13 protein-coding genes are annotated in these 16,048 nt (G+C 66.6%); 3 read left to right on the top strand and 10 right to left on the bottom strand.

Annotation, left to right across the window (positions count from 1 at the left end; genetic code table 11):
- The 7 genes from ACT54L_RS16210 to ACT54L_RS16180 all read right to left on the bottom strand — a co-directional run bounded on the left by ACT54L_RS16210 (position 1) and on the right by ACT54L_RS16180 (position 9,099).
- Positions 1-804, bottom strand: coding sequence for an ABC transporter permease (locus tag ACT54L_RS16210; protein ID WP_476086664.1), 804 nt, complete (start codon positions 802-804; stop codon positions 1-3).
- A complete protein-coding gene (locus ACT54L_RS16205) occupies positions 804-1,622 on the bottom strand; it encodes an ABC transporter ATP-binding protein (protein WP_476086663.1) in 819 nt (272 codons plus the stop codon). Before ACT54L_RS16205 ends, ACT54L_RS16210 begins: the two co-directional genes overlap by 1 nt.
- Positions 1,623-2,178: 556 nt before the next feature.
- Positions 2,179-4,041 (bottom strand): ABC transporter ATP-binding protein, encoded by a 1,863-nt coding sequence (locus ACT54L_RS16200; protein ID WP_476086662.1) that lies wholly within the window; start codon positions 4,039-4,041, stop codon positions 2,179-2,181.
- A 51-nt stretch (positions 4,042-4,092) separates the two neighbouring features.
- A complete protein-coding gene (locus ACT54L_RS16195) occupies positions 4,093-4,956 on the bottom strand; it encodes an ABC transporter permease (RefSeq protein WP_476086661.1) in 864 nt (287 codons plus the stop codon).
- Positions 4,957-4,971: 15 nt separating this feature from the next.
- Positions 4,972-5,913 (bottom strand): ABC transporter permease, encoded by a 942-nt coding sequence (locus tag ACT54L_RS16190; protein ID WP_476086660.1) that lies wholly within the window; start codon positions 5,911-5,913, stop codon positions 4,972-4,974.
- 24 nt (positions 5,914-5,937) lie between these two features.
- Positions 5,938-7,416, bottom strand: coding sequence for a M81 family metallopeptidase (locus ACT54L_RS16185; protein ID WP_476086659.1), 1,479 nt, complete (start codon positions 7,414-7,416; stop codon positions 5,938-5,940).
- A gap of 81 nt (positions 7,417-7,497) precedes the next feature.
- Positions 7,498-9,099 carry an ABC transporter substrate-binding protein gene (locus tag ACT54L_RS16180; RefSeq protein WP_476086658.1) on the bottom strand — a complete coding sequence of 534 codons (1,602 nt, stop codon included), beginning with the start codon at positions 9,097-9,099 and terminating at the stop codon, positions 7,498-7,500.
- Between the two features lie 300 nt (positions 9,100-9,399).
- Here ACT54L_RS16180 and ACT54L_RS16175 point away from each other — a divergent pair, with 300 nt between their 5' ends.
- The 3 genes from ACT54L_RS16175 to ACT54L_RS16165 all read left to right on the top strand — a co-directional run bounded on the left by ACT54L_RS16175 (position 9,400) and on the right by ACT54L_RS16165 (position 12,941).
- On the top strand, positions 9,400-10,578 hold the full coding sequence (locus ACT54L_RS16175) for an Atu1372/SO_1960 family protein (protein ID WP_476086657.1): 1,179 nt from the start codon (positions 9,400-9,402) through the stop codon (positions 10,576-10,578).
- Positions 10,579-10,587: 9 nt separating this feature from the next.
- Positions 10,588-11,811, top strand: a complete 1,224-nt coding sequence (locus tag ACT54L_RS16170) for an FAD-dependent oxidoreductase (RefSeq protein WP_476086656.1) — start codon at positions 10,588-10,590, stop codon at positions 11,809-11,811.
- A gap of 77 nt (positions 11,812-11,888) precedes the next feature.
- Positions 11,889-12,941: a GlxA family transcriptional regulator gene (locus ACT54L_RS16165; protein ID WP_476086655.1), complete on the top strand. Its 1,053-nt coding sequence runs from the start codon at positions 11,889-11,891 to the stop codon at positions 12,939-12,941.
- A gap of 18 nt (positions 12,942-12,959) precedes the next feature.
- Here ACT54L_RS16165 and ACT54L_RS16160 read toward each other — a convergent pair whose 3' ends face one another.
- The 3 genes from ACT54L_RS16160 to ACT54L_RS16150 form a co-directional block, all read right to left on the bottom strand.
- The gene (locus tag ACT54L_RS16160; protein ID WP_476086654.1) at positions 12,960-14,132 is read right to left on the bottom strand and encodes an MFS transporter; all 1,173 of its coding nucleotides are present in this window, start codon (positions 14,130-14,132) and stop codon (positions 12,960-12,962) included.
- Positions 14,133-14,696: 564 nt separating this feature from the next.
- Positions 14,697-15,701, bottom strand: a complete 1,005-nt coding sequence (locus ACT54L_RS16155; RefSeq protein WP_476086653.1) for a GlxA family transcriptional regulator — start codon at positions 15,699-15,701, stop codon at positions 14,697-14,699.
- Between the two features lie 13 nt (positions 15,702-15,714).
- The gene (locus ACT54L_RS16150) at positions 15,715-16,047 is read right to left on the bottom strand and encodes a nitrile hydratase accessory protein (RefSeq protein WP_476086695.1); all 333 of its coding nucleotides are present in this window, start codon (positions 16,045-16,047) and stop codon (positions 15,715-15,717) included.
- Between the last annotated feature and the right edge of the window lies 1 nt (position 16,048).

Raw genomic sequence — 16,048 nt, 5'->3', positions numbered from 1 at the left:
TCACTCGTCGACCGCAAGGTCCTGCGTCGGGCGCTTTTCCCAGTAGATCAGCCGGTGGCGCGCATAGACGATGAGGCGGTTCAAGATCAGGCCGAGGACCACGAGGATAATCAGGACGGAGAAGGAGCCTGCCACGTCCATGGACGAGTTCATGCTCTGCATCAGCATCCCAAGGCCCCGCTCGGCCCCCAGGAATTCCGCCACGATCACGCCGATGACGGCGAAGGTGAGCGCGATCTCAAGTCCGGCCATGATGTAGGTGAGGGCCGACGGCAGGCGCAGCATCCAGAAGACCTGCATGTCGGTGCCGCCCAGGGAGCGGATCAGATCCACACGGTCCTGCTCCACTGCCCGCAGGCCGGCGGCGGTGTTCACCATGACCGCGAAGAAGCAGATCAGCGCGCCCGCGACGATCTTCGACGTGATGCCAAGGCCGAACCACAGCACGATGAGCGGGGCGATGGCGACCTTCGGCATAGACTGGAGAACGATGACATAGGGATACAGGAAGAAGGCCAAGTACCGATTGGTGGCGATCCCGATGCCGATCAGCAAGCCGGCCGAGGCGCCGATGGCAAATCCAGCGAGGATCTCCAGAAGGGTGATCCCGATATGCTCGACATAAAGTCCGCTCGCGACGCCCCGATAGAGGGCGGCGAACATGGCGCTGGGCGCTGGCACGATGAAGGCGGGGACCTGCATCAGGCGGACGGCCAGCTCCCAGGCGCCGAGCAAGCAGGCGAGCAGCAGGAGGCTTAGGGCGATGGTCTTCGGCGTGGAGCGAATGGGCGGGGCGCTGCTCATCAGTCGATCACTCCGACGGAGCCGAAATGGGAGCGAATCCGGGCCACATAGGCGCCGAAGGCGGGCGAGCTCATCATTTCAAGGGGGCGTGGGCGCGGCAGGTCGATGTCCATCACCTCCGCCACCCGGCCCGGGCGCGGCGTCATGACGACGACCCGGTCGGCCAGGAACACCGCTTCCGGGATCGAGTGGGTGATGAAGAGAACGCTCTTGTGGTGCCGGCTCCAGAGCTTTTGCAGCTCAACATTCATGTGTTCGCGTGTCATGGCGTCGAGGGCGCCGAACGGCTCGTCCATGAGCAGGATCGCAGGCTCGTGCAGCAGCGCCCGGGCGATGGCCACGCGCTGCTGCATGCCGCCCGACAATTCGTTGGGGTAGCGGTCCTGGAAGGCGTCCAGCCCCACCAGGGAGAGCAAGGCCTTCGCGCGCGCCTCATGTTCCCGGCGGTTGAGCTTCTGCACGTCGGCGGGAAGCATCACGTTGCTCAGGACGGTGCGCCAGGGAAACAGAAGCGGGGCTTGAAAGACGACGCCGATGTCGCGACGGGGGCCGGAGACCGGCGTGCCGCCGATCTTCACCGCGCCAGCGGTGGGACGCAGCAATCCCGTCAGCATCTTGAGCATGGTCGACTTGCCGCATCCCGACGGCCCGACAATGGCGACGAATTCGCCCTGCCGGACATCGAGGGACACGCCGTCGAGGGCCGTGATGACGCCCGACCCTGTCCTGAAGCGTTTCGTGAGCCCCTCGACCGAGATGGCGGCTTCACCTTGGGCGCGGACGCCGGAAGAGGCGGGCAACGCGAGAGCTAGAGGCATTTTAATGCCTCCAAACGCTTATGCATTTCATGTGACCCCGAACTCTGGAAGCTAAATTATTTTTGCAGATCAATCACATATGATTGAATGCCATTCTGTATACGTAATAGTTCACTCGAATGTATGGCGTGTCAAGCGCGTCCGCTGGGCATCCCGCCCGGGAAAATGGCTGCGGTTTGGGCTGTCATGCCGCATGGGGGCGAGATCAGTGTTCCCGCGCCAACGCGGGCCTCGGGAACAGCACCAAAATTGTGCAGGTCTGCGACGACCGTCGGGCGCATTCCCGCGACGTCTGCAGTGCGGGTCGCTGGCCGTCCGTCTCAATCGTCCCGCTCAATGCGCCGAGCGGGTGGGGCGGGATCGCCCCTGTGGAAACGGCAACGCGTGGTCCGCGCCAAGTCGACGGCCGGTGAGCGGGGGGAGCTTTCGATGAAACCGCCGGCCAGCCGACATCCGCGTATGGGCGGGCGGCGAGACATGCGGGCGCGGGGCTGCGGGCGGCGTGGCCTCACCCGCAAGGAACCGGGGATTGGCACTGTCCGGCCAGATGGTCCCCTCAATTCATCTCGAAGACCGCCATCGGCTCGGTCGGCTTCTCAGTGCTCTCGGGCGAGACCAGCACGAAATGGTCCTCGCTCACGCGGCGATAGCTGCGCGGGGGAGCGATGTAGCCGTTGGGGCGGAAGGCGCTCTTGATGTCGTCCCCCTCGGTGCTGCCGCGCAGGCGGCGCCTGGCCGGATCGGGGACAGGCACCGCAGCCATCAGTCGACGGGTATAGGGGTGTTGCGGGGCCTCGAACACGGCGCGGCGCGGTCCGATCTCAACGATCTCGCCGAGATACATCACCGCCACCCGGTGGCTGACCCGTTCCACGACCGCCATGTCGTGGCTGATGAAGAGATAGGCCAGACCAAGGGTCTCCTGCAACTCCATCAACAGGTTGCAGACCTGGGCCTTGATGGAGACGTCAAGCGCGGACACGGCCTCGTCGGCGATGATGACCTTGGGGTCAAGCATCAAGGCGCGGGCGATGCAGATCCGTTGCCGTTGTCCGCCGGAGAATTCGTGGGGCAGGCGCTTCATCATGTCGGGCGAGAGGCCCACGCGCCGCATGAGCGCCTCCGCCTTGTCCCGGGCCTGCGCCTTGGTGCCCATCTTCTGCTCCAGGAACGGCTCGGCTATGGACAGGCCGATGGGCACCCGGGGATTGAGGCTGGCAAACGGGTCCTGGAACACCATCTGCACCGACCGCCGCGCGCGCTTCAGCCCTGCCTCGTCCCGGGGGGAGACTTCCTGGCCATCGACGATCACGCTGCCGCCGGACGGCACCGCCAGGCCGAGAATGGAGCGGCCGGTGGTGGATTTCCCGCAGCCGGATTCGCCCACCAGAGACAGCGTCTCTCCCGGCTTCAGGGCAAAGGAGACCTTCTCCACGGCGTGGATGGAACCCTTGAGGCGGGAGAAGCCGCCGCCACGCACAGCAAAGCGGGTGGTGAGCTCTTTCACCTCCAGCACCGGCCGGGCGGCCGCCGGCACCGGCGCGGTCTCCCGCTCCGCGCCGACGATGCCGGTGGCGCTGTCGATCAGCCCGAAAGTCGCGGGGCGTCCATAAGCCGCCATGGAGCCCAGCTTCGGCACCGCTGACAGCAGCGCCCGCGTATAGGCATGGCGTCCGCGGCTGAAGATGTCGGCGGTGGGGCCTTCTTCCACCACGTCGCCGCGCAGCATCACCAGCGTCCTGTCCGCGATTTCCGCCACCACCCCCATGTCGTGGGTGATGAACAGGACGGCCATGCCGCTGTCTTCCTGCAACTCCTTTATGAGATCGAGGATCTGCCGCTGAATGGTGACATCGAGCGCGGTGGTGGGCTCGTCTGCGATCAAGAGCTTGGGGCGCGTGGCGAGCGCCATGGCGATCATCACGCGCTGGCGCTGGCCGCCCGAAAGTTTGTGCGGATAGGCGTCGAACCTGTCCTTGGCATTGGGCAGATGAACCTTTTCCAGAAGGCGGATGGTCTCGCGTCGCGCCTCCCGGCCCTGGATGGCCAGGTGGCACCGCATCGCCTCCGCGATCTGGTCGCCCACCGTCATCATGGGATTCAGGGACGTCATGGGCTCCTGGAAAATCATGGAGATGCCGCCGCCCCGCACGCGGCGCATCTCGCGCTCGGGCAGGGACAGAAGATCGCGGCCCTCCAGGCGGACCGTGCCGGTGATCCGGCTGCCACGGGTCGGGAGCAGGCGCATGATGGACAAGGAAGTCACGCTCTTGCCCGAGCCGCTTTCCCCCACAATGGCCAGCGTTTCCCCTTCCGAAATGTCAAACCCCACATTGCGAATGACCGCCGACCACGGCGCGTGGGCCTCGGGCCGGAAGGCCGTGGTCAGGTCGCGAACGGAGAGAACGGGCGTCGTCATGGGGATGTCCTGAACGGCAATCGGTGGGGGCCAAGCGCGCGTGGCGGCCAGCTACATGCCGCGCGCCATGCGGGGATCGAGAAGATCGCGCAGCCCATCGCCCAGCATATTGACACTGAGCACCACGAGGCCGAGCGCGAAGCCGGGCGCAAACACCGTCCAGGGCGCCCGCGGCAGATACATGCGCGATTGGGCGATCATGCTGCCCCAGGTGGGGGTCTCCGGCGGCACGCCGGCGCCGAGGAAGGACAGGGCTGATTCCAGGATGATGGCGGAGGCGCAGATATAGGTCGCCTGCACGATCAAAGGCGCCAGGGTGGACGGCAGGATGTGGCGCAGAAGGATGACATGCAGCCGGGTGCCGCCGATCCGCGCGGCTTCCACATAAGGCGCGTTGCGCACGGACAGAACGACGGCGCGCACCAGCCGCACCACGCGCGGGATTTCCGGGATAATGATGGCGAGGATGACAACACCGATGGAGGCACGCATCACGGCCACCAGGGCGATGGCCAGGAGGATGGCGGGGATGGACATCAGCGCGTCCATCACGCGCATGATGAGCGCGTCAGCCTTGTGAAAATAGCCAGCGATCATGCCCAGCACCGTGCCGAGGAGCAGGGAAGCCAGGGCCACCACGAGGCCCACGGTGAGCGATACCCGTGCGCCATACACCACCCGCGCGAACACATCCCGCCCCAACTGATCGGTGCCGAGCCAATGGCGCTCCGAGGGCGGCAGCAGCCGGGCCGAAGGGGTCATGGTGGTCGGGTCAGGGGCGAAGAGCGGGGCGAAGGCGCCCGCCAGGATCATGAAGGCCAGGAGCGCGCCACCGATCACCATGGTGGGGTGGCGGCGCAGGAAGCGGGGAAGATCCTGCCGGAGGAAAGGCGCGGATGGCGCAGCATTCGTCATGTGCTGTTCCTCGGGTCAGTATCGGATGCGGGGATCGATCAGCGTGTAGGACAGATCGGTGACGAGGTTCACGAGCACATAGATGCCGGAGAAGACCAGGATGACCCCTTGGATGACCGGATAGTCCCGGCGGGCAATGGCATCCACCACAAGACGCCCGACGCCGGGAATGTTGAACACGGTTTCGGTCACCACCACGCCGCCGATCAGAAGGGCGATGCCGATGCCGATGACGGTGGCGATGGGCACGCCGGCATTGCGCAGCGCGTGGCGGATGAGGATGCGCGGCATGGGCACGCCCTTGGCGCGGGCGGTGCGGATGAAATCCTCGGACAGCACGTCCAGCATGGCCGTGCGGGTGATGCGCGCGATCAGAGCCGTATAGGTCATGCCCAATGTTATGGCCGGCAGGACGAGGGACCGCGCCCAGGGAAGAAGCCCTTCGCTGAGCGGGGTAAAGCCTTGCACCGGAAGGAGCTTCCACTGGATGGCGAAGAGCCAGATGAGCACATAGCCGATCACGAAGGCCGGCAGCGAAAAGCCCATCACCGAGAACAGCATCAGCAGGCGATCGATGACGGTGCCGGCCCGGTACGCGGCCAGAACGCCCAAGGTAACGGCGACGGGGATAGCGACCAGAAGGGTGGCAAAGGCCAGGGAGAAGGTCGCTTCCAGGCGCTGTCCGATCAGATGCGCCACAGGTTCCGCGGAATAAATGGAGACGCCGAGGTCTCCTTGAAGGATGTGCCCCGCCCAGCGCAGGAATTGCACCGGCAAGGGGGCATCCAGCCCCAGCATCTGACGCAGCTGCGCGATCTGTTCCGGCGAGGCGTGGTCGCCGGCAATGACGGAGGCGGGATCGCCGGGCGCCAGATGCAGCAGCATGAAGACGATGACGCCCACCAGCGCCATGACGATCAAGGTCGCGCCGAGCCTGCGCAGGATATAGGTAATCACGACGTCATGCCTTTTCCGTCTTGGTCACAGGAGCTGACGCCCTGCCACCGCGGCATCCAGCGGCCAGATCGGCCGGATGACTTTCTTCCAGGGATGGCGGCGATAATCGCTCGGCAAGAGCCCGGTGCCAGTCGCGTAGATCACCTCTTCCGAGATGGGAGCGAAAGCGGCGTAGAAATGCTGGTTGGACTTCACCACCAGCAGGCGTTCGCCGTGGGGATCGATGCCGAGATTGGAGAAGAGGTCGATGCCCATGGCCTGGCACCGCCGGGACACCAGAACCGCACCGACACCTTCCGCCGTGCGGATGCCGACGGCGTCGCCCAGGTCCACCGGCGAACCGGCAAATGTCTGCAGCGCCCCGGGCACGCAGGCGAGCACCTCCACTTCCGCATCGATTGGCTGGCCCGAGGCCCAGCATGCCTTGCCGCCGAAGCGCAGCCGCATGCGGGCGCCGGGTCCGGCATCGAAGGCGAGCCGGACCGCGACAGGATCCCAGATGGGTCCCACCGAGGCGCCGGAGACGCCGCCTTCCTGGAGCAGGCGCAGGAAGACCGTATTGTCGGAAGGGGCGCCGCCGCCGGCATTGTCGGCGGTGTCGGCAATGGTCACCGGCCGGGAGGCTCCGGCCGCGATCTCCAGCGCGCGGGCAAGGGCGGGCTGCGGCTCGAGAAAGCGCTGGGCAGAGGTCTCTTTGAGGGCGGCCATCTCGTCGCCGAAGGCGCGGGCCAAGCGGTCGCCCAGCGGCTTATTGTCGTCGGTGATGACCAGCACCCGCGCGCCATTGTCCGGCACGTCGCCGGACGGGAAGCCATGGCCGAGGGAAATGGAAAGCACCCCGTCCATGCCCTCAAGCGCCATCGCCCTGTCCACGATGCCCCGCATGGGCTGGGTGGTGGTGGGATAGGACGCGATCACCCGCGTGTCCCAGAGCGACTTTACCGGACGGATCTCCTTGCGGATGGTGGCGAGGACCAGGCTGACCACTTCCTCCGCGCGCGCCATGAAGTCGGTGTGAGGATATTCCTTGAACAGCACGATGATGTCGGCGTTTTCGCAGCGCTTCACCGTCAGGTGGCAGTGGGGGTCCAGCTCCACGCCGATCACGGCGTCGGGGCCGGCCATCTGGCGCACGCGGGCGATGAGATCGCCTTCGCAATCGTCGTAGCCGTCGGCCACCATGGCGCCGTGCAGGGTCAGGATGACCCCGTCTACCGGCAAGGCGGCCTCCAATTGGCCGAGGATTTCAGCGCGGATGCGCTCATAGGCGTCGCGCGTGGCGGTGCCGTTGGGGGTCGACCAGTAGCAGGAGCCGGGGATGAAGGTGAAGCCTTCAGAGGCGGCGCGGCGCTGCGCCACGCAAAAGGCGGCCGTCTGCATGCTCGGCTCGGGGCCGGGATTCCCCGGACGCCACGGGTGCTGGTCCAGGAATGTCTGGTAACTGGTCACCATGGGCGAAAACGTGTTGGCTTCGAGGGAAAGGCAGGCGGCAAAGATGCGCATGGTGACGAACCCTGGCTGTAACGCGCAAAGCAAAGCGGGAAGGGCGGGGCGATCGCGCGCCCCGCGAACGGATGTTGCGGCCTAGGTGCGCCTGACATTCCAGAACGGCACCAGATTGGGCAGCTTAATCATGCCCGTAATATCCGAGCGCATGGCGCTCGTGTCGAACCATTGGCCGAGATAGACATGGGGCACGAAGGTCCAGGCATTGTCCTGCATCTGGCGGGCGATCTTCTGGCGCTCGGCCATGGTCGAGGCGGCAGCCCAGGCGTCGCGCAGCTTTTCGTGCGTGTCATCCTGCGGCCAGCCGAACCAACCCTTCTCGCCATTGGCCGCATGGCCGGCGAGGCTGATGGGATTGTCATAGGCGCTGCCGGAGGCGGTGGTGAAGAAGATGCTCCAACCGGCGTCCGTCGGTTTGCCCTTGCTGGCCCGCCGGGCGACGATGCCGGCCCAGTCGAGCGGCACCAGCTCGGCCTTCACGCCCGCCTGGCGCAGCCATTGCGCCACCAGCAAGGCGGCGTTACTGAGCACCGTTGAACTGGTCTGCTGCAGGATCACCACCGGCGTGCCGTCATAGCCGGCCTCCTTGAATAGGGCGGCGGCCTTCGCGATGTCCTGCTTGCCCTTGTACCAGTCCGTGTTGGCGTCGTTCTCCATGGTGGTGCCGCAGGCGAACAGCGAAGCGCAGCCCGTATAGGTTTTGCGGTCGCCGAAGGTCGCCTGCATGATCGCGGCCTGGTCGACGAGATAAAGCATCGCCTGGCGCGCTTTGACGTTGTTGAACGGCGGCTGCAGCGTATTCATGCGCAGCCATCCCATGGTGCCCGTGGTGTTCAAGATCTCCAGCTTGATGGACGTGTTGCCTTCCAACTGGTCCAGAAGTTCGGGAGACACCCGCTCGATGAAGTCGATCTCGCCGGCCAAGAGGGCCGAGACCGCCGTCTGCTCGTCCGGCATGTTCTGGAGGATGATGCGCTGGAACTTGGCGACCTTGCCGCCCGCAAAGCCGGACGGGGGCTCCGTGCGGGGCACATAGTCCGGGTTGCGATCATAGACATATTGCGAACCCGTGCGGGTCTCAGCGCGATTGAACATGAAGGGTCCCGAGCCAATCGCGTCCGTGATGGGCTTTGCCGGGTCTGTCAGGGCATCGCTCTCGCGCATGATGAAGCAGATGGAGGGCGAGGACTTGCCCAGCCAGTCCAGAAGCAGCGGATAGGGCTCCTTCAGCGTGATGGTGAGGGTCTTGTCATCCTTCGCTGCCACTTCGGCCACGCGCTTGAAGAGATGCTGGCCGGCGCCGTCGCGGGCCCCCCAGCGCTTGACGGAAGCCACCGCATCCCGTGCCCGCACCGTCTGGCCGTCATGGAACTTCAGGCCGTCCCGCAGCGTGAACGTATAGACCAACCCGTCGTCGGAGACGGTATAGGCGGAGACCATTTGCGGGCGGGGAACGGACTCCTCGTCGTTGCCGAAGAGCGTGTCGTAGATCAGGGCACCATGATAGCTGGTCATGCTCACGGTGGTTGCGATGGGATCAAGCGAGGCCAGATCCGCATGCATCACGCAGCGCATGGTCGCTGCACGGGAGGGGGCGGCGGCCAAGGTGAGGCGGGGAAACGCCACCATCAGGCCGGAGACGGCGGCGCCCTGCAGGAGCGCGCGGCGGGTCGGTTGCATCTTTTTCCCTCTGGAGTTGGTCCGGTCCACGGTCGATGTATGCCGCGGCTATTGGGAAAAGGATGACAGCACCGCTATCGCTCGAATTTCAAATTCCAGCCACTTTATTTTACTTTTCGACATTTTTGCGCCGGCCACGCATTGGCTCAGCCGTTCGCCCTCAATGGGGCAGCGCGTGAAAGAGAATGGCCGATTTTTACAATCCAGGGGCCGACCGGGCCTGCCAAGGTTGCGCCTCTTCGCTGCGCGCAGGCAATGGCGCCGCCGCTTCTGCCTGTGATACCCCGGAAAGTCCTCCCCATGTCGTGTTCCTTGCCGTCAGGCAAATTCACGCGGCCGCTCGCGCCCGACGCCCCCGTCATCCTGCTGACGCCCGACCTCGCCGAGACGGGAGAACCGACCTATCTGGTGCGGGCCAATTATGCGGAGGCCATCGCGCGGGCCGGTGGCATGGCGCTCATTCTTCCCTTTGAGGCCGCGCGGCTCGAGGCGGCGCTTGAGCGGGCCGACGGCGTCGTGATTGCAGGGGCGATCCCCGGCGCGGATGTCTCCGCCCGCAGGCTGGATTTCGAGCGGGCGCTGGTGGCGGCCGCCTTGGCGCGGGACCTCCCGCTCCTTGGCATTTGCCACGGCATGCAATTGATCGGCGAGGCGCTGGGGGGGACCGTCTTGCGAGACGATCCCGCGCTGCTGGCGGAGGTGACCGCCCATATGCCCGGCGCAGTTGCCGACCGGCTCGCGCATGAGATTACCATCGCGCCGGACAGTCACCTCGCCCGCTGGAGTGGGGCGACACGGGGGCGCGTCAATAGCCTGCACCGCCATCTGCTGACGGAGGGCGGGCGCTTCCGCGTGACGGCGTGGGCCCCGGACGGGGTTGTGGAGGCGATCGAGGGGGAGGGGCCAAGCTTCTGCCTGGGTGTGCAATGGCATCCCGAATATGGGCTGACGGAGCTCGACCATCATCTGTTGGCCGGCTTCATCGCGGCCTGCGCCGCCAGGCGGGGAGCGCGGGTGGAAGGCGACGTTGCGGCGCGGTTCGCCGCGCTCGGGTTGACCCTACCCGAGGCGCCGGTTCCCCCCGGCGGCTTCGTCGGGGCGATCCGCCACGCCAACGCGGTCACCGTCTCGGGCCAGGTACCACTGAAGGAGGGGGTGGTCCTGAAAACCGGCCGGCTCGGGGAGACGGTGTCCATCGAGGAGGGGCAGGAATGCGCCCGCGTGGCCCTCCTCAATGCCCTGGCACAGCTCGGCGAGGTCGCCGGGGGGCTCGATCGGGTGGTCGGCTTCGTGCGCCTTGCCGGCTATGTGGCGGCCACGCCGGATTTCACCCGGCACGGCGCCGTGATTGATGGGGCGTCGGATCTCCTGCGGGCGCTTTTCCCCCATAATGGCACCCATGCCCGGGTGGCCGTGGGCGTATCCTCCTTGCCACGTGGGGTGCCCGTGGAAATTGAGCTGTCCGCGATTCTGGGGTGAGAGGCATTCATGGCGAAAATTGCCGTCATTGGCGCCGGGGTGGTCGGTACGGCCACCGCCTACATGTTGTGCAAGCAGGGCCACGCCGTCACCCTCATCGACAGCCATGGGGGACCGGGGCAAGGGGCCAGCCGGGCCAATGGCGCGCAATTGTCCTACGCCTATAGCGATGCCCTGGCCTCGCCCTCTTTCGTGGCTCACATGCCCGACATCCTCCTGGGGCGGGATCCTGCCTATCGGGTGCGGCTGCAGAGCGATCCGGAATTCCTGATCTGGGGGCTGCGCTTCCTGGTGAACAGCCTGCCGGCGCGCTTCGAGGCCAATACCCGCTATTTGCTCCAGATGGCGCTCGACACGCGGCAGGTGCTCGCCGAACTCCTGCGCGAATTCGACCTCGCCTTCGATTATGCCCCGTCCGGCAAGATGATCCTCTATCCCACCGAGGCCGCCTGCGCCGCCACGGCCCCGGCCCGGCGCCTGAAGCAGTCCTTGGGTGTGCGGCAGGAGGTTCTGGATCGGGCAGAGGCCACCCGCCTGGAACCGGCTCTGGATCTTTATGAGGACCCGATCGCCCGCGTCATCTATAGCGAGGGCGATGCGGCCGGCGCCCCCGACGCCTTCTGCGCCGACCTGATCGAGAGGCTCCGGCGGCACTACGCTTTGACGACCCGGTTCGGGGAGCGGGTGAGGGGACTTCGTAGCCATGCGGGGCAGTTGACGGGGCTGGATTTCGAGGCACGAGAACCGCTCGAATGCGACTTGGCGGTGATTGCCACCGGATATGCGACCGACCTCCTGCCCCGGCGCGATCGCCGGCCGGGGATGGTCTGGCCGGTCCAAGGCTATTCCTTCACCGCCCCCGCCACGGAACGCGCCATGCGCGTGTCCATCACCGATCTGAAGCGCAAGATCGTCTTCGCGCGCCTCGGCGGCAGGGTGCGGGCGGCGGGGCTCGCCGACATCGGGGCGAAGGACGTCCGCTTTGACGCGGCCCGTTTCAAGAGCTTTCAGGGCGAGGCGGTGCAGGCCTTCGGGCGGGCGTTCGCCCATGGCGAGGGGATCGACGACCACCCCTGGTCCGATGCCCGTCCCTGCACCCCGTCCTCCCGCCCCGTCCTTGGCCCTTCAAGCCTGAAAGGGCTTTACCTCAATCTGGGCCATGGCACGCTGGGCTGGACGCTGTGTCTCGGCTCAGCCCGGCGCCTGGCGGGGCTCATCTCAGGCGCCCCCTAGGCGAGGTACCGCTCGGCGCCGGTTTCCCGCAAAATGTGGGAAGACCGCAGCGGAGCGTCGATCAGGAGCCCATTGGTATGGTGGAAGATGGGGCGAATGCGGCCACGGAATATGTCCGCTGGCTCGACAGCCTGTGGGAACAGCGCCTGCTGCCGGCCCGGGACCGCAAGCCTGATCTTTCCGTGGGCATCCTGCTTTGGCCCACATTCCCGCTGATGTCGCTTACGGGTGTGGTCGAGCCGCTGCGGCACGCGGCGGACTTCGGCGACAATTCCCGCCCGTTGCATTGCCGGTGGTCGATCATGGGCAAGCCGGGCGATGCGGCCATCGCCAGTTGCGGCATAAGGGTCCAGGTGGACGCTCCCTATATCAATCCCACCGACTTTGACTATGTGGTGGTCATTGGGGGGCTCTTGCCGCATCTGCGCGCCGCGCCGTCCACGCATCGGGACTATCTCAGGGTGGCCGCCTCCGCCGGCGTGACGGTGGTAGGCATCTGCACCGGGGCCTTCATCCTGGCGGAGGAGGGGCTTCTGGTGGGCCGCAAGGCGGCCATTCATCCCTATCACGGGGACGATTTCCAATCCGCCTTCCCGCGGCACCCCTTCTCGACGCGGGATGACTTCCTCATCGACAACGGGCGCGCCACCGTGCCGGGCGGCATTTCGGTGCTCTCCCTGATGACCGAGCTCATCCGCACCCATTGCGGACCGGATCGCGCCGCCAAGGCGGTGCACCAGCTCTCCCTGACCGACCGGAAGTCTCTCAACACCTTTGACCGCGAGCGCGCATCCTCCTTCCGCCATGTGGGCGACACGCGGGTGCAGCGGGCGATCGTCTTCATCGAGAGCCGCAAGGGCCGCGACGTGTCGCCCGAACTGGTGGCCACGTCCGTGGGGCTGTCGAGCCGCCAGTTCGCGCGGTTGTTTCAGGATCATCTGGGCATGACCCCGAAGCACTTCATCCTGGAAACGCGGCTGCGCTACGTGCGCTTTCTGCTGGAAAACAGCGCGATGCCGATCACGTCCATCGCTTTCGAGACCGGCTTTTCCGACTCCGCTCACCTGGCGACGTCTTTCCGCAAGAAGTACGGCATGTCGCCGAGCCTCTGGCGGCACCGGGGCGGCTGAGCGCCTCCGGTCGCCAGATCAGGCCGACGTCGACCTCTCCAGTTGGGCAGCCCGGCGCCGATCGAGGGCGATGGCCGCGACTTCCGCTAGGGCGGCGAGAGCGCCGATGGGCCAGACGACCCCCAGGCCCACAATGCCGGCGCCCATGGCCGAACCCAGGGAAAAGCCGAGATACATGGTGGATGTGTTGAGTGCGAGGGCCACGGGCGCCGCCGATGCGGGCCCTGCCGAGATCAGGCGCGCCATCTGGGCCGGGAAGAAGGACCAGACGCTGAAGCCCCAGACCCCGATGGCGCCGAAGACCGGAATGAGGGCCTGCGCCGGGGGGAGGAGGGCTGCGAGCGCCAACAGAAGGAAGGAGGCTGCAAGGGCCAGAAGCGAGCCCCGAACCACGCGGTCCGATCCGAGGCGGTCATTCAGCGTTCCGCCGACGGACACGCCAAGGGCGGCCGCCATTCCCCACATGGAGACCGTGGCGCTGATTCCGCCGGGCCCGAGGTCCAGCACGGCAATGAGATAAGGGGCAATGGAGGGATAGGCCGTGAAAGCCCCGATCGCCCAGAACAGGCTGATTCCCAGGAGCCGAACGACGGTGCCTAGCCGCGCCACCTGGAGGCGCTCGGACAAGCTCGGGACAGCAATCCCCGACCCGGCATCCGACCTGACCCCCGAGGCGATGCCGACCATGGCAATGCCCCCCATGACCGCCACGGCCAGGAAGGTTGCCCGCCAGCCGAACGCGTGTCCGGTCACTGCCCCGAGGGGCAGGCCGAAAGCGATGGCAATGGTCATCCCGCCGCTGACAATGGCGAGCGCCCGTCCCCGCTTGTTCGCGGGCACAATGACCCCGGCCAGCGCATTGGCGCCGGGCACATAAAGGCCGGCAGCGACAGCCATCAGGACACGTCCGATCATCAGCGTGGCGAACGAGGCGGAGCAGGCGGCAACCAGGTTGCCGACCGCGAACAGAGCCATGGCCAGCAGGAGGGTGTCCCGGCGGCGCATGCGCGCGGTGAGCACCGTCGACACCGGTGAACTGATCGCCAACAGCAAGGTGAAGACGACAATGAGGGTCGCGGTCGCCGAGATGCTCATCTGCAGGTCCGCCGCGATGGTCGGTAAGAGCGGCGCGATCATGAAACCCTCGGTGCCGATGGCGAATGTGCCGAGGGCGAGAAAGGCTGGCGGCATCAGCGAACCGGATGCCGGAGGCGCGCCGGTAGGGCGGCCGTAAGCCACCGCCTTCCGCGGTCTGGAGGGCAGGCAGTTTTGGATGGTGGACATGTTTTCAACTCCGAGCGGTCTCTCACGCGCGGCGCCGGTCTCCTGCGCCGCGCGACCGGCTGCGCCAGGGAGGAGCCGACACCGGGCCTGCAGGGCAACCGGCGCGCGCCAGGCGGAGGGCCGCCAGCAGGGTTGCGGGGCGAGAGGCGATGTGTGACCAGGCCGTAGGACCTGATCGGTTCAGAGGGAGTGTCCTCCGAAATGCCGATGTCCTGAACGACAAAGAAACGGCGATTCCGGCCATTCCGTTCGCCGCTTTCGGAGCCAGGCGCCCCCGGAAGGAACGCCCCGCTTCCGCCCGGACCGCGTCATCACAAGATGAGAGGTGACGGCCTGCAAAACCCGCCACGCCGTGGGCAAGGCGAGTGATGTGCCGGCAAATCAAACGGTCGGATGGCAGGCCTTTGCCTCATGCGCCGATCCCCCGCGCCGTGAGTGCCGCTCGACTCGATTGCGGCGAACGGCCCGTAATTAACCGGCGGACGCGGCGACAGGCGCGAGGGCGGGCGGCCTTGCGTTCGCCTCATCCTCATCACGGTCCATCTCGGCAAGCCGCAAGCTGCGCCGCACGGTCTGGGGCGGTTGGCCGAAAACCCGCAGGAATGAGCGTCGCATGCGGTCGCGGTCGGCAAAGCCGGTGTCGCGGGCGACGATGTCCATGGAATGCCGCCCGTCCTCCAGCATCGCTTTGGCGGCCTCAAGGCGCAGCCGCTCCACCGCCTTGGCGGGCGATTGCCCGGTTTCCTCCCGGAACACGCGAGTGAACTGGCGCGGGCTGAGGCTGGCAGCCCCGGCCAGCTCCTCCACGGTGAGCGGATTGCGCAAATGCTCCCGAGCATGAACGAGGGCACGCTTGATGCGGTCGGAGCGGGGCTCGAGGTCCAGCAGGGCGGAGAATTGCGATTGGCCGCCGGGACGGCGGTGATAGACGACAAGGCGCCGCGCCACCTCGCGGGCAAGGCCCGCACCATGGTCGTCTTCCACCAGCGCCAACGCAAGATCGATGGCCGAGGACATGCCGGCGGATGTCCAGATGTTCCCGTCGCGAATGAAGATGCGGTCGGCATCCACCCGCACCTCTGGAAAGCGGCTTTGTAGCGCGCGGGCATGGGCCCAATGGGTTGTCGCGGAGCGCCCGTTCAACAGGCCCGCTTCCGCCAGGACAAAGGCGCCGGTGCACACGCCGGCCACCCGGCGCGCTTTATCGCCCGCCGCCGCCACATAGGCCCGGAGGGCGGGGGAGATGGGGCGCGGCTGCAATTCGCCCAGCACCATCAGGGTATCGGGAAAAGCCCCGAGCGGAACGGTGTCGATGGTCACGCCGAGGGTGGAGAGAATGCCGCCACCCCGCTCCGACATGACTGTGAGCGCATAGGCGGGGGTGCCCAGCTGAAGGTTCGCGACCTCGAAGGCCGACAGGGCGGCGAGGCCCATCACCTGGAAGCCGTCTTCCATGATGAATGCGACGGATCTCATGTCCTGTCCCCGGTCAATCCAGATGCGGCGCCTGCTCCACCACAATGGGCTTGCCGTGGGGCGTTGCGCGGGCAGCCTGATCCCAGGCGGCTTGCCAGGACACGAGCGCCTCTGGTGTGGTGACGGCCCGTTCCACCACCAAGCCCTCAAGGGCGGCGAGCCAGGCGTCATAGTCCGTGGCGCCATCGCGGCGTGCTGCCTCTGCCCCCAGCCGCTCGGCCCATTCCGGCCAGGTGAAGAGGCCGGCGGCATGGAGGGAGACCACCATGGCAAACACCTGCGCCTCCCAGGGCGCGGAGAAGACAGGCGCCACCTCCGGTCCGTCCGAGCACAAAGGGGCGGGCATG

The organism is Aquabacter sp. DMC10 (assembly GCF_056314145.1).
This window is presented reverse-complemented; position numbering and strand designations above follow the sequence as displayed.